Below are 26,487 nucleotides of genomic sequence, written 5' to 3'. Positions count from 1 at the left end.
GCTCCGGTCGGGTACCGCTCAGCAGCCCGCGCCGGCCCCGGCGCCCACCACCCGGTCGCCGGCGTCCGCGCGGACGCCGGCCTCGGGGGCCGGAGCCGGGCCGGGAACGCTCGACGGGCCAGGCCCGGCCAGTGCCTTCCGGCGGCGGTCGAGGACCCAGGCGAGCACCGCGATCACCGCCCCCGAGGCCGCCAGCCCGGAGCCGACCAGCGTCGGCGAGGTCCAGCCGAGCCCGGCGTCGAGGGCGAGCCCACCGAAGTACGCGCCCTGGGCGTTGGCGAGGTTGAACGCGCCCTGCACGGTCGCCGAGGCGAGCGTCGGCGCGCCGCGGGCCTCGCGCAGGACCAGGGTCTGTACGGCCGGCACGATCGCGAAGCCGAACAGCCCGACCAGCACCACCGTCACCGCCGCCGACCACTCGGTGCGTGCGGTCACCGCGAACAGCGCCAGTACGGCGGCGAGCAGCAGGAACGCGGCGCAGACCGTCGGTCGCAGCGCGCGGTCGGCCGCGTATCCGCCGAGCACGTTGCCGATCGTCATCCCCACCCCGAACAGGGCGAGCACCAGGGTCACCGACCCGGTCGCGTACCCGGAGACCTCGGTGAGCAGCGGGGTGATGTAGCTGTAGCAGGCGAAGAACCCGCCGCAGCCGAAGACCACGGTGGCCAGCGCCAGCCAGAGCTGGCCGCTGCGGAACGCGCCCAGCTCGTGCCGGAGGCCGGCCTGGGCGGGGGAGGGCAGGTGCGGGACCAGCCGCGCGATCGCGATCGTCCCGGCCACGCCGATCACGACCACGACCAGCATCGTCGCCCGCCAGCCCAGGTGCTGGCCGAGCAGGGTGGCGGCCGGTACGCCGACGATGTTGGCGACGGTCAGGCCGGAGAACATCACGGCGACCGCCCGGGCCCGCCGGTGCGGGGCGACGAGTTCGGCCGCGGCGACCGCGCCCGCGCCGAAGAAGGCGCCGTGCGGCAGCCCGGTGATCAGCCGGGCGGCGGCCAGGGACCAGAAGTCGGGGGCGACCGCGCAGAGCAGGTTTCCGGCGGCGAAGAACCCGGCGAGTGCGACCAGCACCGTCTTCCGGGGCCGGCCGGCGGCGAGGGCGGTGAGCAGCGGAGCGCCGACCACCACGCCGACGGCGTAGGCGGAGATCAGCCAGCCCGCCTGCGGGATGGAGACGTCCAGGTCGCCGGCCACTTGGGGGAGCAGCCCCATGGCGGCGAACTCGGTGGTTCCGATGGCGAAGGCGGTCACGGCCAGGGCGACCAGCGCGAGAGGCAAGGGGATACTCCGGGACGAGCGGGAGGAGTCAGGATTGTTCGGCCGAAATCCTAATCCGGTCTGATGACCACACCGTGTGGCGGTCATGGCGGACCGGTGACGTACGGGGGTCGCCAGTCGGGCGCTCGCGCGCAAGACTGGGAGCATGTGCCGCAGTATCAAGACGCTGAGACCACCCGTGACGCCCGACGCCTCCGAGGAGGACTTCCGGGCGGCAGCCCTCCAGTACGTGCGGAAGGTCTCCGGTTTCCGGGCCCCCGCCGCGCACAACCGGGAGGCTTTCGACCGGGCCGTGGACGCCGTGGCCGAGGCGACCGGGCGGCTGCTCGACGAACTGGAGGTCCGCGGCGCCGTCGCACGGTCCGCCGTAGCCTCGGCCTAGCACCGGCCACGGGCCCGCACCGGCTCGGCGGCGGCGACCAGCGCCCGGGGCCGTGACGAGAGGCGACGACCAACGGCAGACCGGCGGTGACCCGGAACGACCCGGAGTGACCGGCAGGACGAGCAGGACGAGCAGGGACCAGGAGGCCGGCGATGAGTTCAGCCAGCCGTTACGCACTCACCTTCCCCGGCACCCCCGGCACCCAGGCCCCGCAGGACGTCGTGGTGGTCGCCCGCACCAGCGCGACCGGCCCCGGCGGCCACCCGGTGTACGAGGACGCCAGCGGCATCGTCCGGGCCGAGATCAGCGACGCGGGGGAGGTGCGGATGCTCGCCAGCGGAGGCCACCAGACGCCGCACTTCCCGGTCCACGCCGAACCGCTGCCCTGAGCCCGCCGCCCTGAGCCCGCCGCCACCGGGCTCCGCCCACTGTCCGGAACCCGCCCCGACGGCCGGGCCCCGCGCACGGCGTCGGGCAGAATCGCGGTATGACCACAGCGAGCTGGCAGGGCACGGTCATCGCCGAGAGCGATGACACCACCGTCGTCGAGGGCAACCACTACTTTCCGGCCGACTCGGTGCGCGCCGAGTACCTGCGCCCGTCCGACACCACCACCGTCTGCGGGTGGAAGGGCACGGCGGCCTACTACACCCTCGACGTCGACGGGCTGACCAACCCCGACGCGGCCTGGTACTACACCGACCCGAAGCCGGAGGCGGAGCACGTCCGGGACCGGGTGGCGTTCTGGCGCGGGGTCGAGATCACCGGGTGACGCGGCGGGGCGGCGGCGGGCGGCACGCGGCCGTGGCGGGACCGTCACAGGACCCGGACACCGGTGGTGCGTACCGCGCCGCACCACCGGGTACCCGCAGAACATGGCAATCTTCAGGAAGCCGGGACGCGGGAGTGAGCCCGAGCCGACCCCGGACCGTGTCGCCGACGAACTCGCCGAACTGGTCGAGGAGCTGGAACGCCCCGTCCCGGAAGTCCCAGGCGGCCCCGTGGGACAGGTCGTCGAGTACGGCGCCGGCGTCGAACGCGGCCGCCGGCGAGGTGCCCGGCTGGTCGCCGACATCGCCCGTCGGCTCGGCACCCGCGGTCAGGCCGCGGCCAGGGGCGCCGTGTACGGCGGCCGGGCCCTCGCGGAGCAACTGATCCACACGGCGCCGCGCATCCCCGTCCGCAGCCTCTCGACACTGCGGGCCCAGCACCCCGGTGCCGCCGACCCCGACAAGCTCGCCGAGCTGCTGATCGTCGGCGCCGGCCGGGCCTCCAGCGCCCTCGGCGCCGGGGTCGGCGCCGCAGCGATGCTCCCGGTGCCCCCGGCGATGCCGCTGGAGATCGCCGCCGAGACGCTCGCCGTGGCGGCCGTCGAGATCAAGCTGATCGCCGAACTCCACGAGGTCTACGGCGTCCCCGCCCAGGGCAGCACCGCCCAGCGGGCCGCCGCGTACGTCACCGCCTGGGCCAACCGCCGCGGCATCGACGGCTCCCTGCTCGTGAAGCCGGCCGGCCTGGCCGCGATGGCCCTCGGCTCCGAGGTGCGCCAGCAGGTTCGCCGTCGGCTCACCCGCAGCTCGCTGCGCCGGCTGCCCTCCCTGACACCGCTGCTGGTGGGCGCGGGGATCGGGGCCACGGTGAACCGCCGCGACACCCGCAAGCTGGCCCGCGAGGTCCGCGAGGACCTGAAGGGCCGCCTCCCGGTGGACCCGGGCTACTGGTCGGCCGCCGCCCCGGTGCACCGGGGCGAGTCGCGCGGCTGACCGCTCGCCCCCGGCGCCGGGCACGGGGTGCCGGGGGCGGCGGGACCGGGCCGGGCAGGCGCCGCCGGGACGCAGGGCCCGACGCGGATCCGCCGCCCGAACCCGGCCGCGGCACCCGTGCGCGGACCCACCCGTGCGCGGACCCGGTGGCGGGAGGAAGGCCGAAGCCCCCGGGGCCCGGGAAGTCGAGGGAGCCCCGAGAGCCGTCGGCCCGTGCCGTCAGCCCGCCGGGGGTGACGGCGCCCCGGCGCCCCGCCCGGACTTGACGCCGTTGACCATCGCCTGGTGGACGGCCCGCGCCGCGGCCTCGTCGGACGCCGGCACCGGGCTTCCCGCCACGCTGTACCAGTCCAGTGCCCCCGTGTACTGCACGGTGAGGCGGGCCTCACCGTCCACCCACGTGGTGTGCACGGTGAGGTCGCCGGAGATCGGGCCGACCTCCGCGGTGGTCACTCCGCCCGGTCCGCTGATGATCGACTGGGTGGTCCAGGTGGCCCACGAGGCCCGGGGGTCCACCGGCGGATCCACCGGTCCGGCGCCGCGCGTCCCGGCCGGTTCCGGTGCGGCCGGGCCCTGCCCGGCCGCACCGCGCCCTGCTGTGCCCTGCTGCTGTTCGGTCATGCGCCCATCCTCCCTCGCGGTCCGCCACCGCTCGCGGAGCGGCACCGTCGGTCGCGGAGGCCGCCCGTGGGAGCGGGCGGCCTCGTCGTCACTCCCCCGTCGGGAGCGGTCAGTCGCTCGCCCCCGGCTCCGCCAGGGAATCGCCCTCAGCCTGGGAGGTGTCCTGCGCGTGCTGGTTCTGCATCGAGGTGATGCCCTCCTCCGGGTCGGCCGCGCGGACGTCCTCGTCCCGGTCGGCGCCCACCTCGGAGCGTGCGCTCATGTCGGTCATCGCGGGCTCCTCTGCTCGGGCCGGCCGGGCCGCCCCGATCCGGCGCGACACGCCGCCGTGCCGGACGGACACCGGCCGTGCTCTCTCTCGCCCCTCAAGCCTGCCTCCGCGCCCGCGCCACGGCCAACCGGACCGGCCCGGAAGCCGGCGGGAGGTCGTGCGAAGGACGGTGCGGAGGCCCTACGGAGGCCGCACGGGCGACCTTTCGGGGGGAAGGCTGCCCGGCCTTTCGAAGAGCATTCCTGTAACTGACCGCCCGACCCGGCCGCCCCCCGAGTCCTGCTCCGCGGGACCCCGCCCGCCCCCGGTCGGCCGCCCCGCCGGCCGACGGCCTCCGAGGTCACCAGCTGACCGGCAGCGACCTCAGCCCGTAGATCACCGCCTCGGTGCGGAAGTCCAGCTCGCTCTCCGGCACCGCGAGCCGCAGCCCCGGCAGCCGCCGGAACAGCGTGGCCAGCGCGATCTGCAGCTCCGCCCTGGCCAGCGGCTGGCCCAGGCACTGGTGCACCCCGAAACCGAAGGCGACGTGCCGTCGGGCGTCCCGGCCGAGGTCCAGCTCGTCGGTGGGCAGCCGGTCCTCGCCGCCGAACAGCCGCTCGTCCCGGTTCGCGGTCGACAGCATCGCGATCACGCCCTCCCCGGCGCGGACCGGCGTGCCGCCCAGGTCGACGTCCTCCACCGCCAGCCGCGGCACCCCGGTGTGCACGATGGTGAGCAGCCGCAGCAGCTCCTCCACCGCTCCGGGGAGCGTTGCCGGGTCGGCCAGCCGGGCGGCCTGCTCCGGGTGGCGCAGCACCAGGGCGGTGGAGAGCCCGATCATGTTGGCCGTGGTCTCGTGGCCCGCGACCAGGAGCAGAAGCCCGGTCGTGGCGATCTGCCGGGGGGTGAGGTCGTCGCGGGTCGCGAGCCGGCTGAGGATGTCGTCGCCGGGCCGGTCCCGCTTGCGGGTGGCGAGGTCGCCGAGGTAGTCGAGGAGCTCGTTCTGCGCCCGGGCGACCTCCTCCTTCGCGGCGTTGATGGTGAGCAGCAGCCGGCTGCGCTCCTGGAACGCCTCCCGGTCCGCGTACGGGACCCCGAGCAGCAGGCAGATCACCAGGGAAGGCACCGGCAGCGCGAAGTGGGCGACCAGGTCGGCGGGCGCGCCCTCGGCGGTCATCCGGTCGAGCGCCCGGTCCACGATCTGCTGGATGCCGGGCCGCAGCGCCTCCACCCGCCTGACCAGGAAGTCGCCGGTGACCATCCGGCGGAGCCGGGCGTGCTCGGGGTCGTCGAGACGGAGGAAGGACGGGTTGGTGGCGATGATCTCGCGCTGCCCGACGGTGAGGAACGGGAACTCGGGCCTGCGGGCGTCGGCGCTGAACCGCCGGTCGGAGAGGACCGTGCGGACCTCCTCGTAGCCGGTGACCAGCCAGCAGGAGGTGCCGTCCGGCAGTTCGGCCCGGCTGACCGGGCCGGAGCCGGCCGCTTCGGTGTACACGGGCGGCGGGCTGTACGGGCAACGGGTGTCGTGGCGGGCCGGGAGCAGCGGGGCCGGGGCGGTGGGTGTGCTCGTCAAGGTGAGGTCTCCTCGTATGACGACGTGGGCACAGGTCGACGAAGTGATGCGTGAAGTGATGCGCGAGGCGGGGTACGCGGCACGGTGCGGCGAACGGGGCGCGGCGCGACGGGGTGGTTCAGGGGCGGGGAGGGGCCGGTGCCTACGCCGCGTCGCCGCTCGTCCGGCCGTCGGAGCCCCCGGCGGGGCCGGTGCCCTCGGTGACGGTGATCGCGCCACCCGGGCAGAGCTGGGCGGCGAGCCGGACGTCGGCGAACCGGGAGAGCTCCACGACGACCGGACGAAGCCTCACCAGCCCGTCCGCGTCGTCCTGCTCGAAGAGCTCCGGCACGGTCATGACGCACTGGCCGGAGCTGCAGCAGCGGTCCGGATCGACACTCACGCGCATGGTCGGACACCTCTCACTGGTGTGGCACCGGACTGCCCGGGCCGTGCCGCCCCCGCTGTCGGTGTCAACCTAGCCCCAGTTCCCGTCGCACACGAAGAGTGCGTGGCCGCCTTGCGTAGAATGGCCGGTTTGCCACTGCTCGTGAACGCGTGTGGCAAAACCGACGTTTGATTGCGGATCGGACGGAGTGGCGGGCCGACCGGCCCGGGTGGCCCGGCCCGGTCGCGCGGCGTCCTCACAGCCCTTCGGCGGCGGCGATCTCCCGGACGGCGGCCACGGTGTCCGCCTCGGCCGCGGGCTTGTCGCTCCGGTAGCGCACCACCCGGGCGAAGCGGAGCGCCAGCCCGGCCGGGTAGCGGGGACTGCGCTGCACACCGTCGAAGGCGATCTCCACCACCAGCTCCGGCCGCACCCGTACCGTCCACGCGTCCCGCTCGACCTCACGGGCGAGCAGCGCCGCGGTCTGCCAGGCGAGAGTCTCGTCGGTCAGCCCCTTGAAGGTCTTGCCGAGCATCACCCACGGCCCCAGCCCCGGTTCGGCGCCCGCGCGGGCACCGAGGTGCAGGTTGCTGAGGAGGCCGCTCCGCCGCCCGCTGCCCCACTCGGCGGCCAGCACCACCAGGTCCAGGGTGTGCCGGGGCTTGACCTTGATCCATCCGGCGCCGCGCCGGCCCGCCCGGTAGCCGGCCGCCGGGTCCTTGACCAGCACCCCTTCGTGTCCGCGCGCGAGGGTGGCCCGGAAGAAGGCCAGCGCCTCGTCGCCGTCGTCGGTCTCGGCGCGCGCCACCCGCAGGTCCTCCGGGACGGCCCCGGTCAGGGCGGCCCAGCGTTCCCGGCCGGGCCGGTCCACCAGGTCCTCGCCGTCCCGGTGCAGCAGGTCGAAGAAGTGCACGCTGAGCGGGACCTCGGCGCGCAGGCGTTCCGGGTCCCGGCGGGCGGCGGTCCGGGCGGCGGTCTCCTGGAAGGGGCGCGGGCGGCCGTCGGGGCCGAGCGCGATCGCCTCGCCGTCCAGCACGGCCGACCGGACCGGCAGGGCCAGGGCGGCCTCCACCACCTCGGGGACCCGCGCGGTGATGTCGTCCAGCGAGCGGGTGAAGGCCGCCACCTCGCCGCCGTCCCGGTGCACCTGGAGCCGGATGCCGTCCAGCTTCCACTCCAGTGCCGCCGGGCCGTCGATCCGCTCCAGGGCGGTCCCGACGTCCGGCGCCGAGGCCGCCAGCATCGGCCGGACCGGGCGGCCCACCTCCAGCCGGAACGCGTCCAGCGCCGGCACGCCGCCGCTCAGTGCCGCCGCCGCGACCGCCCGCGCCGAGCCCCGGAACATCAGCGCCCGGCGCACGGCCGCCGCCGGCACCCCGGCGGCGCGCGCCACGGCATCGGCCACCACCGCGTCCAGCGCGCCCTGGCGCAGGTCCCCGATCAGGACCGCGCGGAGGAAGGTCTGTTCGGCCTCGGTGGCCCGCTCGAAGAGGCCCGCCAGCAGCCGGCGCCGCTCGGCCTGGGCGCCCGTGCCGTGCACGGCCGAGATCTCCTCCAGGATCCGCTCCGTCTCCCGGACCCCGAGCACGGGCTCGGCCCCGGCGGGCGGCAGATCGCGCAGGGCGGCCGGTCCGATGCCGGTCCGCATCCGCTGGGACTCGCCGGAGAGCAGTGCGACCGCCGCCGGGGCCTCCTCGGGGCCGAGGCCGCGCAGGCAGTCCGCGAGCAGTTCGGTCTTGGCCCGGCGGCCCGGCTCGGCCGCGACGGCTCGGGAGGTCAGGGCCAGGTGCCGGAGCAGCATCGCGGGCTCCTCGGGGAACGGGGGAACGGGTGGGCGGGGTCCAGCATCGACGACGCGGACCGATCGCGCGCGGCGGACACGCCCCGCTGCCGCCCGTCCCGCTCCCGGTCGGCGGTGCCGGGCGGTCGCGCTGCCCCGTGCCGCGCCGCCCTGCCGCCCTGCCGTCCTGCCGTCCTGCCGCCCTGCCGTCCTGTCCGCTGCCGCGGTGGAGTGAGGGCGGGACCGTACCTGGCCGGACTGTCGATCGGCTCCGAACCGACGGTCCGTCATGCTGTCCCGCGACCGCAGGACCGCACCAGGACCGCACCAGGACCGCAGCTACCCGGGGAGCCCGCCATGACGTCCGAGACCGCCCCCGCCCGTTGGACCGTGGACGCCCCGGACAGCGGGGACTTCGCCGCCTGGCGGGAGCTGTTCCGGGGGTACTGCGCGTTCTACCGGGTCCCGTGCCCGGAGGAGAAGGCCGAGCTGGTCTGGTCGTGGCTCACCGACCCCGCCCATGAGCTGGACGGCCTGCTGGTCCGCGACACTGACGGCACCCCGGTCGGCCTGGCCCACTACCGCCCCTTCGTCCGCCCCCTGCACGGCGCCGTCGCCGGCTTCCTCGACGACCTCTTCGTCGCCCCGGACGTCCGCGGCGGCGGGGCGGTCGACGCGTTGCTCGCCCGCCTGCGCGCGATCGCCGCCGAACGGGGCTGGAACACGGTCCGGTGGATCACCGCCGACGACAACCACCGGGCCCGCAGCAAGTACGACCAGGTCGCCATCCGCACGATGTTCGTCACCTACGACATGCCCCCGGCGGCCTCCGTCGCCGCGACGGGGCACTGACCGGCCGGGTCGTCGGGTCGCAGGGGCGCCGGTCCGTGGCCGGGCCGGGCGGGCCGGGCGCCCGACTCAGCGGGCCCGGTCGTAGACCACGGCCACCGTGCCGTGCTCGCCCGCGGCCTGACTGGCGAGTGTCCACCTCCCGGTGGGCAGGCCGTCGTCGAAGAGTCGGGGGCCGCCGCCGAGGAAGACGGGGCAGACCGTGAGCGCCAGACGGTCGACGAGGTCGGCCGCCGGCAGGGCCTTGATGACGCTCGCGCCGGAGAGCACGCGGATGTCGCCGCCCTCGGCGGACCTCAGATCCGCGACCACCTCGGCGGTCGGTCCGTCGACGATCGTCGTGCGCTCCCAGGGCGCCTCGCGGAGCGTGGAGGAGAGCACCACCTTCTCGGTGTCGACGAGCCACCTCGCGAAGCCCACGTCGCGCGGGTCGGCCCCCTCCGTGTCGAGGACGGTGGGCCAGAACCCGAGAGCCCTCGGCGCAGATACCCCCACGGGGGTAGCGGCACGCGGCCGGCCCCGCCGCACGTGGGGGAGGGCAGGCCGTCGAGCCGCCGGACGGGGGTGCGCGTCGGAGGGATGCGCACCGGCGCCGGGCGGCGTGGCGGAGGGCGCGGGCCGGGTGGCGCGGGGCCGTCGCCGGGACCGGCCGAGCGGCCCGGCGGCGGAGGGCCCGGGGGCTGCGGTTCGGGGGTCGGGGGCCCGTGCCGTCGCACCAGGGGTCAGAATGATCATGGAAAGCCGCCTGCGCCGACGAGGCCGGGCGGGAGGGGTGCAGGGGGAAGGGGAGCCGGCATGGGCAAGGTCGAGGAGTTCGAGGAGCTGAGGCCGCTGCTGTTCTCGATCGCGTACCGGATCCTGGGCAGCGTGAGCGAGGCCGAGGACGCCGTCCAGGACGCCTGGCTGCGGTTCGACGGCTCGGCGACGCGGCCGGCGTCGACCAAGGCCTTCCTGTCGGCCACCGTGACCCGGCTCTCGATCGACGTGCTGCGTTCCGCGCGGGTGCGACGGGAGGCGTACGTCGGGCCGTGGTTTCCCGAGCCGCTGCTGAACGATCCGTACGAGGACCCGGCGCGGTCGGTGGAGCTGGCCGACTCGGTGTCGATGGCGGCGCTGGTGCTGCTGGAACGGCTCAGTCCACCGGAGCGGGCGGTGTTCGTGCTGCGGGAGGTGTTCGCCTTCGGCTTCGACGACGTCGCCGCGGCGGTCGGGCGTTCGGAGACGGCGTGCCGGCAACTCCTCGTGCGGGCGCGGCGTCACATGGAGGCGGGGCGGCGGCGGTTCGACGTGGACCGCCGGGAGCGTCGGGAACTGGCGACGCGGTTCCTCGGCGCGCTGAAGGACGGCGACGTGGGCGGGCTCCGGCATCTGCTGGCCGCCGACGTGCAACTGGTCGGGGACAGCGGCGGCAAGGCCCCGCAGCTGGCCAGGGCGGTCGTCGGCGCGGAGAGCGTGGCCCGGCTGCTGGGCACGGTCTTCCCCCTGCTGGCCCGGGTCGACGTGTCGTTCGAACCTCACCAGGTCAACGGCCAGCCCGGTGCGATCTTCCGCGACCGCGACGGCAGGGTCCTGTACGTCCTGGTCCTCGATGTGCTGGACGGGCGGATCCAGACCGTCCGCAGCGTGATCAACCCCGACAAGCTCGGTCACCTCGGGCCGGTCGCCGACGCCTGGGCGGTCGACCGCGAGGCGAAGCGGGCCCGTCGACGGGCGACCTGACCGCGACCGCGTACTCTTGCCGCGCCTGGCCGAGATGCTTCGGAAATTCGTTCGTACTTTCTGTTATCCCCCCTCCGCCGCGGGGTCTCCCAGGTGTCGGCACCCTCCCGACGGACCCGGATACAGGAAGCGTGCGCAGGTGAACAGCGAAGACCGGACGACCATCCTCCCCGCGACCGGACGCCAGGACGGCGTCGGTGGACGCGCCGCGCGGCGGGCCGCCGCACGGCGTCGCGGGTCCGGCCGCCGCGGCCGGCGGCGCGGCGGCCTCGGACCGATCGTGGCGGTGGTCGCAGCCGTCGCGGGGACCGGGGTGATAGCCGCGCTGGCCGGCGCCGGATTCGCGGTGTACCGCGGCGAGAAGGGCACCGACGGCGGGCAGCAGGCCGTGGCCTACGAGGCGCTGATCGCGGCCGAGGCCGGCGACCATGACGGCATCCAGGTCCCCGGGGCCGGCGCCGTCGACCCGGCCGCCGTGGCCGCGGCCTCCCCGGCCGCCGGTGACCCGGCCCGCGCCGCGACCGCGGCCCCGGCCACCGGCGGCACGTCCACCGGTGGCACGTCCACCGCACCGTCGACGACGCCGTTGCCGTCGGCCTCCGCGGCCGTGCCTGGTCCGTCCGGCTCGGCCGCGCCCGTCTCCGGCTCCGGCACGCCGCGCAACCCCGCCGCGAGCACCTCCGCGTCCGCCACCGCGAAGCCGGAGTCTCCCGCCGCCACGACCGTCACCACCGCCCCCGCCAAGCCGTCCGCGACCAGCGCCCGGCCGACCTCCACCGCCGGCCCCGGCGGGTCGAACAGCCAGTACGCGCAGCAGGTGGCGGACCTGGTCAACACCCAGCGCGCCCAGGCCGGCTGCGGGCCGCTCACCGTGGACTCCCGGCTGAACACCGCCGCCCAGGTCCACAGCGAGGACATGGCGAACCGCAGCTACTTCGACCACGCCAGCCCCGAGGGCAACCACGCCGACCAGCGCATCGAGGCGACCGGCTACCGCTGGAGCAGCTGGGGCGAGAACATCGCGCGCGGCCAGAAGGACCCGGCGGCGGTCATGGAGTCGTGGATGAACAGCCCCGGGCACCGGGCCAACATCCTCAACTGCTCCTTCAAGCAGATCGGTGTGGGCGTCCGGACCGGATCCGGCGGCCCCTGGTGGACGCAGGTCTTCGCCTCACCGTCGTGACCGTGTCCCGTGTCCCGCGCCCCGTGTCCCGCGTCCCGGATCCGGTCCCGCGTTCGGCCCCGGCGGCAGGGGTCGGGGCCGGGGCCGACCGGGGCGGACCCCCGCTGACCTCGGATTTTCCGAATCCGCGCGAATTGTTGTTATCTGAGCACTCCCCGAAGGTCTCCGAGGAGGCAGCGGCGGACGGACGACAGCAAGACGGAGTGCGGACCCATGAACGTTGACGTGCAGAGCAGGACCGGGACGACCCTGGTGCTCGCGGCCCAGGCGGGCGACCCGCAGGCGCGGGAAGCGCTGGTCGCCGCCTGGCTCCCGCTGGTCTACAACGTTGCCGGCCGGGCGCTGAACGGCCATGCCGACGTGGACGACGTCGCGCAGGAGACGATGATCCGGGCCCTCGACGGCCTGGACGGCCTGCGCGACCCCGAGGCGTTCCGCTCCTGGCTGGTCGCGATCACCATGAACCAGGTCCGTCGGCGGTCGACCGGGCAGCAGCAGGCCGCCGTGGGTGGTCTCGACGAGACCTGGGAGCTGGCCGACCCCCGCGCGGACTTCACCGATCTGACCATCCTTCGGCTCGGCCTCTCCGGCCAGCGCCGGGAGGTCGCCGAGGCCACCCGCTGGCTGGACCCGGACGACCAGGAACTGCTCGCCCTCTGGTGGCTGGAGGCGAGCGGTGAACTCACCCGCGCCGAGCTGGCCGCCGCGCTCGACCTGACTCCCCAGCACACCGCCGTCCGGGTGCAGCGGATGAAGAAGCAACTGGAGGCGGGCCGGGTGGTGGTCCGTGCGCTGACCGCCTACCCGCGGTGCCCCGAACTGGCCGAACTCACCGGAGGATGGGACGGCGCGCCCGACTCGGTCTGGCGCAAGCGGATCGCCCGGCACATCCGGGCCTGCGCCGCCTGCGACGGACTGGGCCGCGACCTCTTCCCGGCCGAGGGACTGCTGGCCGGTCTGGCCCTGGTCCCCGTCCCGATGGACTCCCCGACCGGGCTCGCCCTTCAGGCCGCCTCCGCCGCCTCGGCCGCTCCGCCCGCCGGATCCGGAGGGACCGGGTCCGGCGGGACCGGGTCCGGCGCCACGGCGCCCGGCGGCTCCGGTGCGCCCCCGGCCGACCCGGCCGGAGGGCAAGGCGGCTGGGCCGAGTTCGCCCGTCGGAAGACCGTCCTGGCCGGCGGAACGGCGGCCGTGCTGGCGGCGGCGACACTCGCCATGGTCTGGCCCCACCACCCGCAGCCCGGCGAGACCGTGCCCGAACCGACCACCCCCGCCGCCGCCCCCGACACGCCGTCGACGGTCTCGATACCCGCACCGCCGGAGCCCCGGCCGGAGACCCCGAGCGCGGTGCCGTCCCCGACCGTCACGGCCGCTGCCGTGCCCGCGCCCGTCGAGCCGCCCGTGCCGAGCACACCGCCGGCCACGGTGACCCCGAGCAGCAGCCGTTCGGCCACTCCGCCGCCCAGCCCGGAGCGCCAGCTGGTGGACCTGGTCAACGCCGAGCGTGCCAGGATCGGCTGCGGCCCGCTGCGGATCGACCCCAAGCTGCACGCGGCCGCCCAGAAGCACTCCGAGGACATGGTGGCGCGCGCGTTCTTCGACCACATCAGTCCGGACGGCACCCGCGCGGACTCCCGGCTGGGAGCGGCCGGCTACCGCTGGTCGCAGTGGGGCGAGAACCTCGACCGGGGACCGAGCGCCCCGGCCGTCGTCTTCTCCCGCTGGATGGACGGCGGGATCCACCAGTCGAACATGCTGGACTGCGCCTTCAAGGACGTCGGCATCGGCGTGGCCGGCGGCCCGGCCGGCCTCTACTGGACCCAGGACCTCGGCGCGCCGCTCGGCTGATCCCCGGCCGGACCACGCGGTCCGGCCAGGGCCACCGGGCCCGCAGGGTCATCGGCGGGGCGACCGCGCCCGCGTGACCGACCGTTGCGCCCACGGTCCGCAGGAGCGTCCGGCCGAGTGTCAGGTCGAGTGTCAGGTCGAGTGTCAGGTCGAGGTCAGGTCGAGTGTCAGGAGGGCAGCCCGACCAGCCCGGGCGCCTGGCCCGTCACGTACCCGGTCGCCTCCCCGACCACCCCGCCGGCGTCTCCGACCTGGCCGGGCAGCGCGTCCGGCGCCGAGGCCGGCAGCGCGCCCTGGAGCGGCCCGGCCAGGTCACCCTGCCCGCCGACGGCGGAGGCGTGGGCGCTGGGAGCGGTCAGGGAGGCCACGACGCCCACGGCGAGCGAGGCGACGGCGAGCATGCTGCGCTTCTTCATGCCCTGTCCAACGACGCTGCGCCACTCGGGTTACGGGCCGCCCCCGGCTGTCCCGCCCCGGCTCGCTCCGGCCGCCCGGCCCCGGCCCGCCGTCACTCGGGGGCGATGGTCGGGGCGTCCACGGCCCCGCCGTTCACCCGGATCGAGTCGAGGATCCGCTCCACCGCCAGCACCGACACGGCGTCCGACACGCGCAGGCACGCGGTCAGCTCGACGACCGCCGGCCCGGACGGCGCCTGCACCGTCCGGTATCCCCGGAGCGTACGGGTTCCGCCCTGGACGACACAGGACTTCTCGGGTACCGCGTAGAAGAGGGGCCCCGTCTGGCCCTTCTGCTCGCCCGTCACCACCGGGTCCCGGACAAGCGTGAGGCCGACCAGCATCCCGCCGGCGTCGAGCGCCCCGTCGGCCAGGCAGACCCGTTCCCTGGTCCCGTTCCTGGTCGGGCACCCCAGCTCGCCGACGAGGGGCTGGCTGGCGGTGTAGCCGCGCGCGTACGCGGTGTCGTCCTTCCGGTTGTCGGTGCCGGGGACCGACAGCCGGTACCAGTCGGGCGGGATGTCGATGATCACCCCGTCCAGCTCGGGGAACCTGACCGGCCCGCCGGTGTCCGATCCGGTGCTGCGGCTCGGCGACGCGCTCGGGGCGGCATCCGGTGACGCACTCGCTGACGCGCCCGGGGGCACCGAGCCGGGCGCGACGGGTCCGGAGGACCCCGGAGCGAGCGCCGTACCCGGGGGGCCCGGTGCCAGGGCAGGGGCGGCGGCCAGCACGGCGGCGGTCAGGCCGACGGCCAGCCCGGTCGAGAGGGCGGCGGTGCGGCGCCGCCGCCGGGTCCGGGCGGCCAGCTCGCGGACCCGGGCCATCCGGTCGTCGGGCGCCGTCAGGTGAGGGGCGGCCAGGTGGAGCAGGATCCGCAGTTCGTCCTCGACCTCGGGACCGGTCGGCCTGCCGTCGTCCGGGTCGGCCTCACGCCCCGTCACGGTGTCCTCCGTGCAGCAGAAGCTCGCGGGTGGGCATCTTGCCCCGCAGGGCTTGAAGGGCGCGGTGCGTCTGACTCTTGACCGTGCCCGGGGAACAACCCAGCACCTCGGAGGTCTCCTCCACACTGAGGTCCTCGAAGAATCTCAGCACCACGACGGCCCGCTGCCGCGCCGGCAGTGCCCGGACGGCGGCGGCCACCACCTGGCCGACCACCACGTCCTCGAACGGGTCCGCGTCGGTCGGCGGCTCGGGCAGCCGGTCGTGCGGCAGTTCCCCGTGCCAGCGTCGGCGCCACCAGGAGACGTGCGAGTTCACCAGCACCCGCCGGACGTACGCCTCGGGCCGGTCGATGGAGATCTGCTCCCAACGGGGCCAGACCTTGGCGAGCGCGGTCTGCAACAGATCCTCGGCCAGATGCGGATCGCCCGTGAGTAGCCACGCCATCCGGAGCAGCCGAGGGCTGCGGGCGGCGACGAACTCCTCGAAGTCCGGTGTCGCGTCCCTCATCCTGCTGCCCCCGCCATGCCGTTTCCGCCGTTGTCTCGGTCGCCTCCGCCGCCGTGCCGGCGACGGAGGCCCTGCAGGTCGGCCGTGGCCGCCGTGTCCTCGCTGTCGTTCTCACGGCTGCTGAACGCGTTGGACCGGGCTTCCGGTTGCCTCGCTGCAGTGACATTCCGAGCCCCGGCCGGACGGGCGGTGTCCGTTCCGCCGTCGGCCGGACGTAGGGCTGCGACCCGGCAGGGGTCGGCTCCACGGTAGGTGAACCGGGAACCGCCCCGTACGGCGCCCCCGGTCCCGCGCGGCGGTGGGTCTCGCGTCCGGTGACCGGTTCTCGAAACGGTGGTCCGTTCCCGAACGGTGGACGGCCCGCGAGCCGGCCGGGACTTTGCCGGGCGGCGGGCGGGCCGTGGACACCACGATCCGCGCGTCCGCCGGGGCCGTCCAGGGGCGCGCGGACGGCGCCAGGGCGCACCGACCCGGCGCGTCGGTCCGCCCGACCGGTCCGGGCCGCAGGTTCGGAGGGCCGAACCGGCGGGGATCCGGAGCCGCCCAGGTTCAGAGCCGCCCAGGTCCAGGGCGGCACAGCTTCATCGCGGCCCAGGTCCGGAGCGGTCCGTGTGGAGAGCGCTCCGGGTGTCAGAGCGTTCCGGAGCCGCGCGGTGCCTCGGTGCTCCGGCGGGCGGCGCGTTCCACCTGGTCCACCGTCCAGTCCGGGTGGCCCGGCATCGGCGGGGTGTGCTCGCCGTACAGCCACTCCGTCAGGAACCCGCTCAGCTGCTGCCCGGAGACCTCGTCGGCGGTCCGCAGGAAGTCGGCGGTGGTGGCGCTGCCGTTCCGGTGGCGCTGGAGGAAGGCCCGCTCGATCCGGTCGAACACCTCGGCGCCGACCCGCTCCCGCAGGGCGAACAGGACCAGCGCTCCGCCGGTGTACCGCTGGCTGTCGAAGAGGGTGGCGGCGGTCGGGGCGGCGACCGGGCCGGAGTCGTGGCGCCACTGGTCGCCCTTGGCGTACACCGACCGCATCCGGTCCGCGAGGGTGGTGTAGCCGGACGAGTCCGGCCAACCGCGCTCGTAGCGGTACATCAGGCCGTAGAAGTCGGCGTGGCCCTCGTTCAGCCAGAGGTCGGCCCAGGTGCCGGGGGAGACGCTGTTGCCGAACCAGGAGTGCACCAGCTCGTGCACCATGTGCGAGCCGATCAGGTGCTCGGGCTGGCGGAGGAAGTTCGGCTTGTAGAGCGTGAGCGTCTGCGTCTCCAGCCCGGTGAAGTCGAACGCCGCCGGGTCGTCCGTGTCGGCGGGCATCAGGCCGTACGTCTCGAACGGGAACCGGCCGAGGTGCGCCTCCGCCCAGGCGAGCTGTCCGGGGGTCAGCGCGAGGGCGGGCTCCAGCGCGGCGGCGCGCGCGGTGGGGACGACGTCCCGCAGCGGCAGCCCGCCCGGGCCCCGGCTCTCACGCACCGTGTACCGGCCCACCGACATCTGGACCAGTTCGGTCGCCATCGGCTCCCGTGAGCGGTAGCGCCGCGTGGTGGTGCCGTCGGCGTTCGGCTCGGTGGCGGCGAGCAGTCCGTTGGCCACGCCGTACAGACCGTCCGGCGCGGTGACGGCGATGGCGAAGCGGGCCTTGTCGCCGGGGCGGTCGTTGCACGGGAAGACGGTGTGCGCGCCGTCCGGCTGGCCCGCCACCGCGAAGCCGTCGGGTGTCACCACCCAGCCGGTGTGCGGCAGCGCGGCCCGCGGATCGGCCGTGTAGGCGACCTCCACCCGCAGGGCCGCGCCGCGCCGCACGGGCCGGGCGGGTACCACGGTCAGCTTCTCGTCGTGCGTGCGGAACTCCGCCGGCCGGCCGTCGACCCGGACCGCGTGCACGGTCAGCCCCAGGGCGTCCAGCTCCAGGCTGCGCAGCGCCGCGAGCGCCCGGGCGGTCAGCACGGTGGTGCCGTCCACGGTGCGGGTGTCGGCCCGGTACGTGAGGGCGAGGTCGTAGGCGAGCGCGTCGTAGTCGGTCGTGCCGAGCGAGGGGAACACCGGGTCCCCGGTGCCCGCGGTCGCCTCCGCTCCCACGTCCGCGCCCGGTACCGGGACGGCCGAGACCGGCGGGGCGAGGCCGAGCAGGGCGGTGGCGGTGAGGGCGAGGGCGGCGGCAAGGGCGGAGCGGCACCTCGACAAGGTGATCACCTCTCTCGTGTCGTACGGCGCGCTCCACGGCCCGGGCGCGACCCGGTCCCGCAGAGCGACCTTCCGGACACGGAACGTAGCAGAGGGGTCCGACAACCCCCAGTCCGTTCGCTCCCGTCGACCCTGCCGCCGCCGCACGACACGCGGCCGTCCCTCGGACGGACCAGTGCGGTAGCCGAGCGGCTGCGCAGTGTCATAGGTTCGAAGAGCCCCACCCCCTGACGGGCGGGGCCACGGTCGCCGGAGATCCTGGCCAGGTCCGGCGGCCGTACTCATGCCTACGGTCGCACCCGCGCTCCCCGGCCGCACCCCTGCGGCCGTCCCCGACCGACCACCCCGCTGCTCCCGCCGGGCCGGGCCGCGTCCGCCGGTGGTGCAGCCGCCGTCCGCGCGCCCGCCGTCCGCGCCGGACCGCGCCGGTCCGCCGCCTCGTAGGCTGGGCAGCCGTGCCGGCCGCCCAGCAGCCCCGCCGGTGCCCCGGACCGGCAGGAGCAGCCCCGTGACCAGCCCGCACTTCGTGGTGATCGGCGAATGCGTCGCCGACGTCGTCCGCACCGACGGCGCGCCCGACACCGTCCACCCCGGCGGCAGCCCGGCCAACGTCGCGTACGGGCTGGCCCGGCTCGGGCTGCCGACCGCCCTGCTGACCCAGCTCGGCGACGACCCCTACGGCGGCTTGATCCGGGCCCACCTGGAGTCGGCCGGCGTCGCCGTCCTCGCCGGCCCGGCGGAGGGGCTGCGCACCCCCTCCGCGGTGGTCCGGCTCGACGGCGAGGGGCGGGCCCGCTACACCTTCGACATCGGCTGGACCCTCCCGGCCGGTGAACTCCCGCACCCGCCCGGCCACCTGCACATCGGCTCGATCGCCGCAGTCACGGAGCCCGGCGCGGCCTCGGTGCTCGCGCTGGTGGAGCACTGGCGAGGCCGTGCGGGCGTCAGCTACGACCCGAACGTCCGGCCCGCGCTGCTGGGAGGGCGCGACGAGGCCGTCCGCCGGGTCGAACGGTGCGTCGGGCTCAGCGACCTCGTCAAGGCGAGCGACGAGGACCTCGCCTGGCTCTACCCGGGCCGTGACCCCGAGGACGTCGCCCGCCACTGGCTCGGCCTCGGCCCGGCCACCGTCGCGGTCACGCTCGGGCCCGACGGCGCCTTCGCCGTCACCTCCGACGGTCGCCGCAGCGAGGTGCCGGCCCGCCCGGTCGAGGTCGCCGACACCGTCGGCGCCGGCGACGCCTTCACGGCCGCGCTGCTCCACGCCCGCCACACCGGCGCGGGTCTCGACGAGGCGCTGACCCGGGCCGCCACCGCGGCGGCGCTGACCGTCTCCCGCCCCGGCGCCAACCCGCCCGACGCCGCCGAACTCGCGGCAGCCCTGGAGGCCCCGGCCTCCGCGCCGAACTGACGGTACGTCAGGTAGGCGCGGATCGCGTGGCGTTCGGCGATCCGGTCCTCACCCCGCGCCCAGTGGGCGGGCCAGCTGCGTCTCGGAGTCGAAGCTGCGGGCCGCGTCGAAGCTGCCGACGTGGTCGGGGTGACGGCCGAGCAGGGTGTGGGCGAGGGCGACGTCCTCGGGGGTGAGGCGGCGGGTGAGCGACAGATGCGGGGACCAGCGGCCCGGCACGTAGTGCTGGTCCGGGTCCTCGGCCCCGTCCAGCGCCTCCCAGACGCGGTGGTGCAACAGGACCAGATCGAGGGTCGGCACCACCGGCAGGCTCAGCACCCGCCGTCGGCTGCGCGCGCTGAACGAGAGCAGGCCGGTCAGCCGGACCGTCAGGGGCAGGGCGTCGCGGAGCAGCCGGTCGAGCCGCTCGGTGGCGCCGTCGGGCATCCGGGCGCACGAGGCCAGAGTCAGGTGCGGGCGGTGACCGGGGTGGGTGTTGTGCGCGAGGCTGTCCACGCCGCCGTCCGCCAGCCGCTGCCAGACCGTCCGCACGGCGCGGTCGAACGGCGCGTCGCAGAGCAGCTCAACGGTCTGCACGGTGCCCGCCGACGGCCGGTGCCGGCACGCTGCGTCCGGCCGGGGCGGAGCCCCCGGCCGCGCCGTCCGTCCGGCCGGGCGCGAGGTCCTTGCCGTACCAGACCTCGGCGTAGGGGCTGGTGCTGTAGGCGGGAATGTCCCGGTAGCCGTGCCGCAGGTACAGCGTGCGGGCCTCGACCAGGTCGAGACGGGTGTCGAGCACGACCCGCGCGGCGCCGAGCTCCCGGGCCGCCTCGTCGACGGCGGCCAGCAGCTGCGCGCCCCCGCCGGTGCCGCGCCGCGAGGGGCGTACGTACACCCTGGTCAGCTCCACCGTCCGGGGGTCGAGCACACGCAGGCCGGCGCAGGCGTCGGCCGCGCCGTCGTACCGCCCGAGCAGGAACACCCCGGTGGGCGGGGCGAGGTCGTCGCTGGGCGAGTCGGCCAGCCCGGTCTCGATCTCCTGCGCGGTGCCCTCCCGGCCGAGGTGGAGCCGGTAGTACCGGTTGGCGACGTCCTCGTAGTACTCCCGCAGCAGCGCCAGGGCCTCCGGGGAGCCGACGTCGGCGGCCGAAACGGTCCAGGATTCCGCGGTGCCGCGTGGCGTGCTGTTCGTCATGCGCGCATTATCGGTGCCCCGCGGCCCCGGCTGCGAGCCGTTTTCGATCATGCCGGACACCGGACGCCCGGTTGGACATGGTGGGGATGACGCCCCTCTGGGGAGACCGAATTGCGTAGGTCGCGAACTCGGTGTGGACCCCGGTGGGTGTGAAGCCCGCCTTGCGGAGGACCCGGCCGGAGGCGAGGTTGTCCGGTCGGTGCTTGGCGTGGATCTCCGGCAGTCCCAGGTGGCCGAGCCCCAGGGCGAGGATCCTCCGAACACCCTCAGTGGCGTGGCCCCGTCCCCGAGCGTCCGCGCGCAGGATGTAGCTGATGGTCGCGGTCGGGCGGTCCAGGTGGAGTTTGACGATCCCGACAAGGTCGCCGTCCTCGGCCAGGCCGAGTGTGTACAGCCCGCGTGGGCGGCGTTCTGCCGCCGTCAGGGCGCAGGCCACGTACTCCCGGGCTTCGGAGGTGTTCATCGGTCCCCGTCCCAGGAACCTGACCGATTCGGGACCGTAGACGAGCCGGACCGCGTCGGCGTCGCCGGGGATCAGCTCCCGTAGGGCGATCACCCGCCGACCGCCTCGACAAGCATCTTCAGTTCGGCGGCGCTCGGCCGGTCGTCGGGACCGGCGAGCAGGACGTACCGCAGGCGGGCCTGGAGGGAGGGCCACGGCATCACGGTGGACATCGGGACGGCTCGACGGGCGATGGCCCTGAGCTTTTCCTCGACCGGGGCGTCCTTGTCGACTCCGCCGGCCTCGTAGTCCAGTGGCCACTCCCCGGTGATGCAGGTCCACAGGGTGCCGGCGAGGGCGTACACGTCGGCGGGTCGGGTCGTGTTGACGGGCTGCGGGCCGTCGAGGATCCGGGCAGCCAGTTCAGGGGCGGTGAGGTGGACCATCGTTCCGCCGAACGTCCGCCACGGGGTGATACCGACCTGCCGGGACCAGGCGAAGTCCAGGAGACGGACACCGCCCTCGGTGTGAATACCGTGCTGGGGCTGGAGGTCGCCGTGCACCCAACCGGCCCGGTGCAGGTCCGCGACGGCGCGGCACAGCGCGACCGCGGCTTCCAGGGCTTTGTCCCGTCCTCCGGTGCCCTTGCGGACAGGCCGGAACACGTCCCAGGTGGACGGCCCGACCAACCACGGGGTGACGTACCACACCCCGCCGTCGAAGCGGCCGGCCGTCACGGTGTAGCCGGGGATCTGGTCCAGTACGGAGGCTTCGCGGGCGGTGACCTCGGCGGCCTCGCCGACGCCGAGCTTGATGCCCACCACCCCGCGCGGGCCGCTGGCCTTCCACACCGCCGAGCCCCGCCGATCACTGATCTCTTCCAGCTTCAGGGGACCGCAGATCGCCTCCGCGACCGTCAGCGCCTCTGCGGCATCGGAAGTGAACTCGCCCATTCTCTGACTGCCTTCCATTCGCAAGGGATGTGCTCGAAGACGTTTCGCCCGTCGTCGACCGCCACGGACAGTGCCGTCGCGAGGTCGGGCGTAGCCTCCAGGAACCTCGGGTCCAGAGGCCGGACCCCGGCCCGTACCGGGAGGAATGAGAAGGACGGTGGCGGAATGCTCCGGCCGCGCCGGCCGGTCTCGGCGGCGCCCTGGGTGAACTTGCCGAACATGACCCCGACCGGCCCGTACAGGTTCTTCAGCGCCCAGTGCGGCCAGGCCGTCAGCTCCCGGTGGTCCGCGCCCTCGCAGTGCCCGACCAGCACCACGTTCTCGCAGGTGAGAACGCCGTACGGGCGCCCCATCAGCGGGCGGACCCATTCTGCGGCCTGCACTCCGGCGTAGAACAACTCGGCTTCCACGGCGTACCGGTGGCTGCCGGGGGCGATCTCGTAGACGGTCCACCCGGTCATGCCCCGTCGGGTGGACGGGCGCAGGAACGGACAGTGCTCGTACAGCCCGGTGAGGTAGGCGTCCACGTCGATGCCGGTCGGGTTCTCCGTCCGGGCTTCGGTGAGGCGGAGCGCCCCGGCGGTCGGCCGGGATGCTCCGTCACGTGGTGCTGTGATCACTGGTGGGGCGTCGCCGGGGCCAGGTCGTCCGGGGCCAGGTCGTCGCCGTCGCCGGGCTCGGGGCCACAGTCCCACTCGGCGACGACGGTTCCGGTCTCCCGGTACTGCGTGAGGGCTGCGGTGTTCACGGTGCCGTCGGCGCTCGTGAACCAGATCTCCGGCAGCGGCCCGTACGCCTCCTCGTACGCGGCCACCCACGTGATGGGACCGAAGCCCTTGGTCTCGACGTGTTCGAGCCTGCGGCCGGCGTGCTGGAGCACGAACGCGTCGTGCGCGGCCGGGTCCGCGACGAGGGTGTGCCACGCGGAGTCGATGGCGGCGGAGAACATCTCCGGCGCGGTCTCGCCCGCATCGATCCGGCGTGCGGCGATCGTGAAGAACCTGCCCAGTTCGGCCAGCTCGGCGCTGGGCTCGATGGTGGCGGTGCTCATGTGCCTCTCCGATCGGGTTGGCTCTGCTCGCCCGAGGTGGGCGAGCAGAGGTGCGAGGTGGAGCAGCCCGGCCCGTCAGATCCGCTCGGGGGGTGCGTGATAGACCGTAGGAGTTGCGTACGACCGCTCTCCAGCGAGTTGCACACAGTTGCACGCCGATCACCCGAGGGTGTCTGTAGCCCGTCTGATCAACTCACGAGCGGCCGGCCCGTACACGGCGGAAGCGGAGAGGTCCCGGTACCGTTCGGCGTACAGGGCGATCTCTGACGGCTGGGTGATCGTGAGGTACCCGGAGACAAGCTCGACATTGACCTGGGCGTTGTCGAAGAGCCAGAAGCCCTCGACGTGCATGGACACGCGGTCGCGGCGATGAGGAATGATTCCGAGGCTCACGTTCGGGAGGGACGCGCGCGCCAGCAGGTGCCCGAGCTGCTCGGCAGCGGCCGCTTCACCCGCCAGGCCCGACAGCAGGACCGCCTCTTCGATCAGGAAGGCGAAGGTCCGTTGAGGGTCGCCGAGGAGGAGTTGCCGGTCCATACGAACCTCGACAGCGGCCTCGACGTCGTCCACGGCGACCCGCCGCCTCTGCGTGGCACGGAGCATCGCCGTTGTGTAGGCGCGCGTCTGCAACAAGCCCGGGACGATGCCCGGTTGGTAACAGCGGAAGCGACTGGTCCGCTCGAACAGGGGGAGGACGGCTTCCTGTGCCCTCCTGAGTCCCGTGCGCTCCATCCGCTTCCACTCCACGAACATGCCCTCGACGGACTGGAGGCTCGCGGCCAGGTCGTTCGTCCGGTCATCGGCATTGCAGGCGTGGCACCAGTCACGGATGTCCTGTTCGGACGGCGCCGTGATGGCGTTCTCGATGCGGGACACCTTGGATTTGTGCCAACCGCAGCGTGCGGCCAGGGCGAGTCCGGTCAGGCCGGATTGCCGGCGAAGTTCGCGCAGCCGGTCGGCCAGTACCTTCCGGGCCTGCTGGACGCTCGATGAGCGAGAGGTTCGCATGACACTTGACTACTCTGGCTCGTACTCCTGGTGGGGGGTGGCGAGGTCCCAGAGTGAACGAAAGGCCGAAGCGAAGAAGCGCACCAGCTCCGGCTCCTCGGCTTCGCCGACAACCTCGCGACGACTGATCTCGCCGTCTCCGGTGAAGTGGTTGACGACGGCCTGTGCGCCGTCGAACAGCCAGAAGTCGTTGGCGGGAAGGGCCGTGGCCCTGATCCTCGCGCGCCGGAGCCAGCGGACCTGCTCGCCGACCGCGACGTTGAGGTAGGTGACGTGGTGCTCGTACTTGACGTAGTCGGTGACCGGCTCGGAGACGATTCGGAGCCGTTGCACGGCGACACCCCGGGACACCGCCTCCTGGACCGCAGCCCCCCACGTCCGGAACCACTCGGGTCGGTCCTCGGGCGTGTAGCGGTGGCCCTGCCGCCACCTCTGGAACTCGGGATCGCTCGCACCGTAGGCGTCACGCATCTCCAGGTGGACGGCTGTTCGCGTGGCCTTGGCCAGCCCTTCACGGGTGGGCGATGTCACGTCACTCCTTTGCGCCCTCGCCCAGGGCGAGGATGAACTGGATCATGACTTCGGGGAGCCGGATCACGGCCTCGTGCTCGGGGACCTTGGTGGAGTGGCCGGGGATCGAGCCGACCTCCTCGCACCGGCGCAGATCTTCCTCGCCCGCCTTGTAGGACTGGATGAGGAGGTCCCCGTTCTCCGGGTCGCGCCAGATGGTCGGTGAGTCCTCGGTCGGGGTGTTCGGGATGATTCCCAGAAACTCTAGAGGCTGCACGATGCTCCCTGTGAACTGAGTTCCGTGTAGATGCACAACCGGTGGGCCCATCCTGGCGCGTGCACGGCGGACCTGTCAGGCGGTTCGTTCTGATGGAGTGCCGGCTCGACAGCCGGGGCTTCGCCACGGCCGCGGCCCGAGCTGCCGGAGGTAGGACCCCGTCCCTCGTGTCCCCCGAGGAAGGGCGGGGAGCCGGGACCGCGATCACCCTGGATGGCGGGGTGGCTGCGGGGGCGGGAGTGGGGTGCTCGACCCTCACGCGGCGTCATGCGGCATCGTCGGCGGCGTGGAGGAGCACCTGACCGTGGGGCGTGTGGCCGAGCTGGCCGGCGTGAGTGTCCGCACGTTGCACCACTACGACGAGATCGGCCTCGTGCAGCCGTCCGCGCGGACCGGGGCCGGGTACCGGGCCTACGCGGCGGCGGACGCGGAGCGGCTGCGGGAGGTGCTCGCCTCCCGTCGGCTGGGCTTCGGACTCCGCGACGACCTCTCCTCGGGCCGGTGGGCCGAACGCAACCGCGACCTCGTCGCCCTCGACGCGGCCGAGCTCGGCCTGCGCCTGCTCATCGCCTGAACCGCCGTACGTCTCGGACGTCTCGGACGTCCGTGAAGTCGGGCGCGAGCCGGACGAACGCGTCCTCCAGCTCGTGGAACAGCGCGTGGCGCGCGTCGAGCTCGGCGAAGGGGTTGGCCGAGCTCGACGCGGAGGGCGCGGCTGTGCTCGACCGGGACGGTGAGGACCCGGTTGCCGCCGATCACGAGGGTGGGGCTCGATGCGCGGGGGCAACTGGTTGATGCCCACCCGGAGGTCGCGGGCGGTTTCGGTCAGCCGTACATCGCGATCCGGTACAGCGTCGCAAGCGCGTCGTCGATGGGGTGAGGCTGCGGCCTGCCGGAGGAGTCGAGCCTGTTCCACCTCTGCATGTTCACCGCGACCGCCATCTGTCGCTTGCCGTCGGCACGGATCATGGCCAGTGCCCCGCCACCCCAGACCGTGCCGCCGTGGCCCCAGAAGGTGCCCTGACCGGGACTCTCCACCGGGTACAGGCCGAGGCCGTAGTCGATCGTCTTCCCCTCCTGGGAGATGACCGGACCGGTGTGTTGCATCTGTGCCAGCGACGACGGGCTGACGATCTTCCCGGCCAGCAGCATGCCGTAGAAGCGGTTGAGGTCCGCGACGGTCGATATCAGCGAGGCCGACGGCCCCACCCACGACATGTCGTAGACGCTGTAGTCGCGCGGCGGGTCGATCATGCCGAACCACGCCTCGTAGAGCTTCGAGTGCGGCCCGGTGACGTGCGGCCCGGCGGGGAGTTCGGTGTCCCGGAGCCCGGCGCGCTCGATGACGTTCCGGGTGATGTACCGCTCGGCCGTCGTGCCGGTCACCTGTTCCAGGAGTTGGACGAGGAGCAGGTAGTTGGTGTTGGAGTACACGCCCGGAGTGCCGCCCGGGACACCGACGGCCGGCGCGCCGACCCCCATCTCGATCAGTTCAGCGGGGTCGAACCGCGTGAGGCGATGGTCGTCCAGGCTCTGCGGTCCGGTGTCCGCGAGGGCGGGGAGCGCCTTGAGGGAGGGATAGGCGTACGGAAGGTACTCGGCGAGGCCGCTGGTGTGGTTGATCAGCATCCGGACCGTGATGGCGTCACCGCGTTCGCCGGGGACCAGCTTCGGAAGGTACCGGCCGATCGGTGTGTCGAGGCCGAGGTGACCGCTCTCGACCTGCTGCAGGACGGCGGCGGCGGTGAAGGTCTTGGTGATGCTGCCGACGCGGTGCCGCATGCCGGCGGTGACGGGGCGGCCGGTGGTGACATCGGCGACCCCGGCGGCGCCGCGCCAGACCTGGCCGTCGTCCCGCACCTCGGCGAACAGGCCCGGCATCCCGGCGCGGTGGACGTCCTCGATGGCGGCGTCCAAGGCCGCGGAATCCAGTGGGTTCTTCACGTCATGCGTCCTTTCGTGTTCCTCGGGG

The 26,487-nt window shown here is 74.3% G+C and carries 30 protein-coding genes and 1 pseudogene; 10 read left to right on the top strand and 21 right to left on the bottom strand.

Annotated elements, in window-relative coordinates; all coding sequences use genetic code 11:
* Window positions 1-18 precede the first annotated feature (18 nt).
* Entirely contained in the window at window positions 19-1,281 is a 1,263-nt protein-coding gene (locus tag ACFWIC_RS10310) for an MFS transporter (protein WP_380517569.1), read from the bottom strand.
* 145 nt (window positions 1,282-1,426) lie between these two features.
* Here ACFWIC_RS10310 and ACFWIC_RS10305 point away from each other — a divergent pair, with 145 nt between their 5' ends.
* From ACFWIC_RS10305 to ACFWIC_RS10290, 4 genes are all read left to right on the top strand, one after another.
* Window positions 1,427-1,663, top strand: a complete 237-nt coding sequence (locus ACFWIC_RS10305; protein ID WP_380517566.1) for a DUF2277 domain-containing protein — start codon at window positions 1,427-1,429, stop codon at window positions 1,661-1,663.
* A gap of 152 nt (window positions 1,664-1,815) precedes the next feature.
* The gene (locus tag ACFWIC_RS10300) at window positions 1,816-2,052 is read left to right on the top strand and encodes a DUF6296 family protein (RefSeq protein ID WP_329879258.1); all 237 of its coding nucleotides are present in this window, start codon (window positions 1,816-1,818) and stop codon (window positions 2,050-2,052) included.
* A gap of 98 nt (window positions 2,053-2,150) precedes the next feature.
* Entirely contained in the window at window positions 2,151-2,435 is a 285-nt protein-coding gene (locus ACFWIC_RS10295) for a DUF427 domain-containing protein (protein ID WP_329879257.1), read from the top strand.
* Between the two features lie 103 nt (window positions 2,436-2,538).
* Entirely contained in the window at window positions 2,539-3,426 is an 888-nt protein-coding gene (locus tag ACFWIC_RS10290) for a hypothetical protein (protein ID WP_380517562.1), read from the top strand.
* Between the two features lie 219 nt (window positions 3,427-3,645).
* Here the strand turns inward: ACFWIC_RS10290 and ACFWIC_RS10285 are convergent, their stop codons facing one another.
* From ACFWIC_RS10285 to ACFWIC_RS10265, 5 genes are all read right to left on the bottom strand, one after another.
* Complete coding sequence (locus ACFWIC_RS10285; RefSeq protein WP_380517559.1) at window positions 3,646-4,047, bottom strand: hypothetical protein; 402 nt, start codon at window positions 4,045-4,047, stop codon at window positions 3,646-3,648.
* A gap of 109 nt (window positions 4,048-4,156) precedes the next feature.
* A complete protein-coding gene (locus ACFWIC_RS10280) occupies window positions 4,157-4,318 on the bottom strand; it encodes a hypothetical protein (RefSeq protein ID WP_329879254.1) in 162 nt (53 codons plus the stop codon).
* A 340-nt stretch (window positions 4,319-4,658) separates the two neighbouring features.
* Window positions 4,659-5,873 carry a cytochrome P450 gene (locus tag ACFWIC_RS10275; protein ID WP_380361937.1) on the bottom strand — a complete coding sequence of 405 codons (1,215 nt, stop codon included), beginning with the start codon at window positions 5,871-5,873 and terminating at the stop codon, window positions 4,659-4,661.
* A 142-nt stretch (window positions 5,874-6,015) separates the two neighbouring features.
* Window positions 6,016-6,261 carry a ferredoxin gene (locus tag ACFWIC_RS10270; RefSeq protein WP_329879252.1) on the bottom strand — a complete coding sequence of 82 codons (246 nt, stop codon included), beginning with the start codon at window positions 6,259-6,261 and terminating at the stop codon, window positions 6,016-6,018.
* Window positions 6,262-6,496: 235 nt separating this feature from the next.
* Entirely contained in the window at window positions 6,497-8,041 is a 1,545-nt protein-coding gene (locus tag ACFWIC_RS10265; RefSeq protein ID WP_380361934.1) for an ATP-dependent DNA ligase, read from the bottom strand.
* Between the two features lie 336 nt (window positions 8,042-8,377).
* Between ACFWIC_RS10265 and ACFWIC_RS10260 the strand changes: the two genes are divergently transcribed.
* Window positions 8,378-8,872, top strand: coding sequence for a GNAT family N-acetyltransferase (locus ACFWIC_RS10260; RefSeq protein ID WP_380517554.1), 495 nt, complete (start codon window positions 8,378-8,380; stop codon window positions 8,870-8,872).
* Between the two features lie 66 nt (window positions 8,873-8,938).
* Here the strand turns inward: ACFWIC_RS10260 and ACFWIC_RS10255 are convergent, their stop codons facing one another.
* Window positions 8,939-9,364, bottom strand: a complete 426-nt coding sequence (locus ACFWIC_RS10255; RefSeq protein WP_380517551.1) for a dihydrofolate reductase family protein — start codon at window positions 9,362-9,364, stop codon at window positions 8,939-8,941.
* Between the two features lie 300 nt (window positions 9,365-9,664).
* Between ACFWIC_RS10255 and ACFWIC_RS10250 the strand changes: the two genes are divergently transcribed.
* From ACFWIC_RS10250 to ACFWIC_RS10240, 3 genes are all read left to right on the top strand, one after another.
* The gene (locus ACFWIC_RS10250; protein WP_380361930.1) at window positions 9,665-10,588 is read left to right on the top strand and encodes an RNA polymerase sigma-70 factor; all 924 of its coding nucleotides are present in this window, start codon (window positions 9,665-9,667) and stop codon (window positions 10,586-10,588) included.
* Window positions 10,589-10,727: 139 nt separating this feature from the next.
* Window positions 10,728-11,771, top strand: coding sequence for a CAP domain-containing protein (locus tag ACFWIC_RS10245; RefSeq protein ID WP_380517545.1), 1,044 nt, complete (start codon window positions 10,728-10,730; stop codon window positions 11,769-11,771).
* Between the two features lie 213 nt (window positions 11,772-11,984).
* Entirely contained in the window at window positions 11,985-13,619 is a 1,635-nt protein-coding gene (locus tag ACFWIC_RS10240) for a sigma-70 family RNA polymerase sigma factor (RefSeq protein WP_380517542.1), read from the top strand.
* A 167-nt stretch (window positions 13,620-13,786) separates the two neighbouring features.
* Here the strand turns inward: ACFWIC_RS10240 and ACFWIC_RS10235 are convergent, their stop codons facing one another.
* From ACFWIC_RS10235 to ACFWIC_RS10220, 4 genes are all read right to left on the bottom strand, one after another.
* Window positions 13,787-14,035: a hypothetical protein gene (locus ACFWIC_RS10235; RefSeq protein WP_329879247.1), complete on the bottom strand. Its 249-nt coding sequence runs from the start codon at window positions 14,033-14,035 to the stop codon at window positions 13,787-13,789.
* Between the two features lie 92 nt (window positions 14,036-14,127).
* Complete coding sequence (locus ACFWIC_RS10230; RefSeq protein WP_380517539.1) at window positions 14,128-15,018, bottom strand: hypothetical protein; 891 nt, start codon at window positions 15,016-15,018, stop codon at window positions 14,128-14,130.
* Entirely contained in the window at window positions 15,005-15,526 is a 522-nt protein-coding gene (locus ACFWIC_RS10225; RefSeq protein WP_329879245.1) for a SigE family RNA polymerase sigma factor, read from the bottom strand. The genes ACFWIC_RS10230 and ACFWIC_RS10225 overlap by 14 nt, the downstream gene beginning before the upstream one ends.
* Before the next feature lie 630 nt (window positions 15,527-16,156).
* Complete coding sequence (locus ACFWIC_RS10220) at window positions 16,157-17,698, bottom strand: M1 family metallopeptidase (protein ID WP_380517536.1); 1,542 nt, start codon at window positions 17,696-17,698, stop codon at window positions 16,157-16,159.
* Between the two features lie 499 nt (window positions 17,699-18,197).
* Between ACFWIC_RS10220 and ACFWIC_RS10215 the strand changes: the two genes are divergently transcribed.
* Complete coding sequence (locus ACFWIC_RS10215) at window positions 18,198-19,100, top strand: carbohydrate kinase (protein ID WP_380517533.1); 903 nt, start codon at window positions 18,198-18,200, stop codon at window positions 19,098-19,100.
* A 48-nt stretch (window positions 19,101-19,148) separates the two neighbouring features.
* Here the strand turns inward: ACFWIC_RS10215 and ACFWIC_RS10210 are convergent, their stop codons facing one another.
* From ACFWIC_RS10210 to ACFWIC_RS10170, 9 genes are all read right to left on the bottom strand, one after another.
* The gene (locus ACFWIC_RS10210; RefSeq protein ID WP_329951768.1) at window positions 19,149-19,676 is read right to left on the bottom strand and encodes a 2'-5' RNA ligase family protein; all 528 of its coding nucleotides are present in this window, start codon (window positions 19,674-19,676) and stop codon (window positions 19,149-19,151) included.
* A complete protein-coding gene (locus ACFWIC_RS10205; RefSeq protein ID WP_380517530.1) occupies window positions 19,663-20,274 on the bottom strand; it encodes a GNAT family N-acetyltransferase in 612 nt (203 codons plus the stop codon). The genes ACFWIC_RS10210 and ACFWIC_RS10205 overlap by 14 nt, the downstream gene beginning before the upstream one ends.
* A gap of 7 nt (window positions 20,275-20,281) precedes the next feature.
* Window positions 20,282-20,830, bottom strand: coding sequence for a GNAT family N-acetyltransferase (locus ACFWIC_RS10200; protein ID WP_380517527.1), 549 nt, complete (start codon window positions 20,828-20,830; stop codon window positions 20,282-20,284).
* Window positions 20,827-21,669, bottom strand: coding sequence for a hypothetical protein (locus ACFWIC_RS10195; protein WP_380517524.1), 843 nt, complete (start codon window positions 21,667-21,669; stop codon window positions 20,827-20,829). Before ACFWIC_RS10195 ends, ACFWIC_RS10200 begins: the two co-directional genes overlap by 4 nt.
* Window positions 21,633-22,289 carry a hypothetical protein gene (locus ACFWIC_RS10190; RefSeq protein ID WP_355404520.1) on the bottom strand — a complete coding sequence of 219 codons (657 nt, stop codon included), beginning with the start codon at window positions 22,287-22,289 and terminating at the stop codon, window positions 21,633-21,635. The genes ACFWIC_RS10195 and ACFWIC_RS10190 overlap by 37 nt, the downstream gene beginning before the upstream one ends.
* Entirely contained in the window at window positions 22,286-22,720 is a 435-nt protein-coding gene (locus tag ACFWIC_RS10185) for a hypothetical protein (RefSeq protein WP_380517521.1), read from the bottom strand. Before ACFWIC_RS10185 ends, ACFWIC_RS10190 begins: the two co-directional genes overlap by 4 nt.
* Before the next feature lie 159 nt (window positions 22,721-22,879).
* The gene (locus tag ACFWIC_RS10180) at window positions 22,880-23,728 is read right to left on the bottom strand and encodes a helix-turn-helix domain-containing protein (RefSeq protein WP_380517518.1); all 849 of its coding nucleotides are present in this window, start codon (window positions 23,726-23,728) and stop codon (window positions 22,880-22,882) included.
* Window positions 23,729-23,737: 9 nt separating this feature from the next.
* Entirely contained in the window at window positions 23,738-24,259 is a 522-nt protein-coding gene (locus tag ACFWIC_RS10175) for a DUF6879 family protein (protein ID WP_329951761.1), read from the bottom strand.
* Window position 24,260: 1 nt separating this feature from the next.
* Window positions 24,261-24,515, bottom strand: coding sequence for a hypothetical protein (locus tag ACFWIC_RS10170; protein WP_355404528.1), 255 nt, complete (start codon window positions 24,513-24,515; stop codon window positions 24,261-24,263).
* A 313-nt stretch (window positions 24,516-24,828) separates the two neighbouring features.
* Between ACFWIC_RS10170 and ACFWIC_RS10165 the strand changes: the two are divergent.
* Window positions 24,829-24,999: pseudogene (locus tag ACFWIC_RS10165) on the top strand (MerR family DNA-binding transcriptional regulator); the annotation flags it as partial.
* Window positions 25,000-25,340: 341 nt separating this feature from the next.
* Here the strand turns inward: ACFWIC_RS10165 and ACFWIC_RS10160 are convergent.
* Window positions 25,341-26,459 carry a serine hydrolase domain-containing protein gene (locus tag ACFWIC_RS10160; protein WP_380361915.1) on the bottom strand — a complete coding sequence of 373 codons (1,119 nt, stop codon included), beginning with the start codon at window positions 26,457-26,459 and terminating at the stop codon, window positions 25,341-25,343.
* Between the last annotated feature and the right edge of the window lie 28 nt (window positions 26,460-26,487).

The sequence above is a fragment of the Kitasatospora sp. NPDC127035 genome (assembly GCF_042726075.1).
Classification (GTDB): Bacteria; Actinomycetota; Actinomycetes; order Streptomycetales; family Streptomycetaceae; genus Kitasatospora.
Note: the sequence above shows the minus strand (reverse complement) of the source record. Positions and strands in the feature narration are given on the sequence as shown.

What these genes read in the sequence shown, in the direction of transcription:
- ACFWIC_RS10290 (WP_380517562.1), top strand. Translation starts at nt 2,539, where the DNA reads ATGGCAATCTTCAGGAAGCCGGGACGCGGGAGTGAGCCCGAGCCGACC.
- ACFWIC_RS10240 (WP_380517542.1), top strand. Translation starts at nt 11,985, where the DNA reads ATGAACGTTGACGTGCAGAGCAGGACCGGGACGACCCTGGTGCTCGCG.
- ACFWIC_RS10265 (WP_380361934.1), bottom strand. Translation starts at nt 8,041, where the DNA reads ATGCTGCTCCGGCACCTGGCCCTGACCTCCCGAGCCGTCGCGGCCGAG.
- ACFWIC_RS10225 (WP_329879245.1), bottom strand. Translation starts at nt 15,526, where the DNA reads ATGAGGGACGCGACACCGGACTTCGAGGAGTTCGTCGCCGCCCGCAGC.
- ACFWIC_RS10270 (WP_329879252.1), bottom strand. Translation starts at nt 6,261, where the DNA reads ATGCGCGTGAGTGTCGATCCGGACCGCTGCTGCAGCTCCGGCCAGTGC.
- ACFWIC_RS10285 (WP_380517559.1), bottom strand. Translation starts at nt 4,047, where the DNA reads ATGACCGAACAGCAGCAGGGCACAGCAGGGCGCGGTGCGGCCGGGCAG.
- ACFWIC_RS10195 (WP_380517524.1), bottom strand. Translation starts at nt 21,669, where the DNA reads ATGGGCGAGTTCACTTCCGATGCCGCAGAGGCGCTGACGGTCGCGGAG.
- ACFWIC_RS10205 (WP_380517530.1), bottom strand. Translation starts at nt 20,274, where the DNA reads ATGACGAACAGCACGCCACGCGGCACCGCGGAATCCTGGACCGTTTCG.
- ACFWIC_RS10260 (WP_380517554.1), top strand. Translation starts at nt 8,378, where the DNA reads ATGACGTCCGAGACCGCCCCCGCCCGTTGGACCGTGGACGCCCCGGAC.
- ACFWIC_RS10180 (WP_380517518.1), bottom strand. Translation starts at nt 23,728, where the DNA reads ATGCGAACCTCTCGCTCATCGAGCGTCCAGCAGGCCCGGAAGGTACTG.
- ACFWIC_RS10235 (WP_329879247.1), bottom strand. Translation starts at nt 14,035, where the DNA reads ATGAAGAAGCGCAGCATGCTCGCCGTCGCCTCGCTCGCCGTGGGCGTC.
- ACFWIC_RS10250 (WP_380361930.1), top strand. Translation starts at nt 9,665, where the DNA reads ATGGGCAAGGTCGAGGAGTTCGAGGAGCTGAGGCCGCTGCTGTTCTCG.
- ACFWIC_RS10185 (WP_380517521.1), bottom strand. Translation starts at nt 22,720, where the DNA reads ATGAGCACCGCCACCATCGAGCCCAGCGCCGAGCTGGCCGAACTGGGC.
- ACFWIC_RS10300 (WP_329879258.1), top strand. Translation starts at nt 1,816, where the DNA reads ATGAGTTCAGCCAGCCGTTACGCACTCACCTTCCCCGGCACCCCCGGC.
- ACFWIC_RS10280 (WP_329879254.1), bottom strand. Translation starts at nt 4,318, where the DNA reads ATGACCGACATGAGCGCACGCTCCGAGGTGGGCGCCGACCGGGACGAG.
- ACFWIC_RS10305 (WP_380517566.1), top strand. Translation starts at nt 1,427, where the DNA reads ATGTGCCGCAGTATCAAGACGCTGAGACCACCCGTGACGCCCGACGCC.
- ACFWIC_RS10295 (WP_329879257.1), top strand. Translation starts at nt 2,151, where the DNA reads ATGACCACAGCGAGCTGGCAGGGCACGGTCATCGCCGAGAGCGATGAC.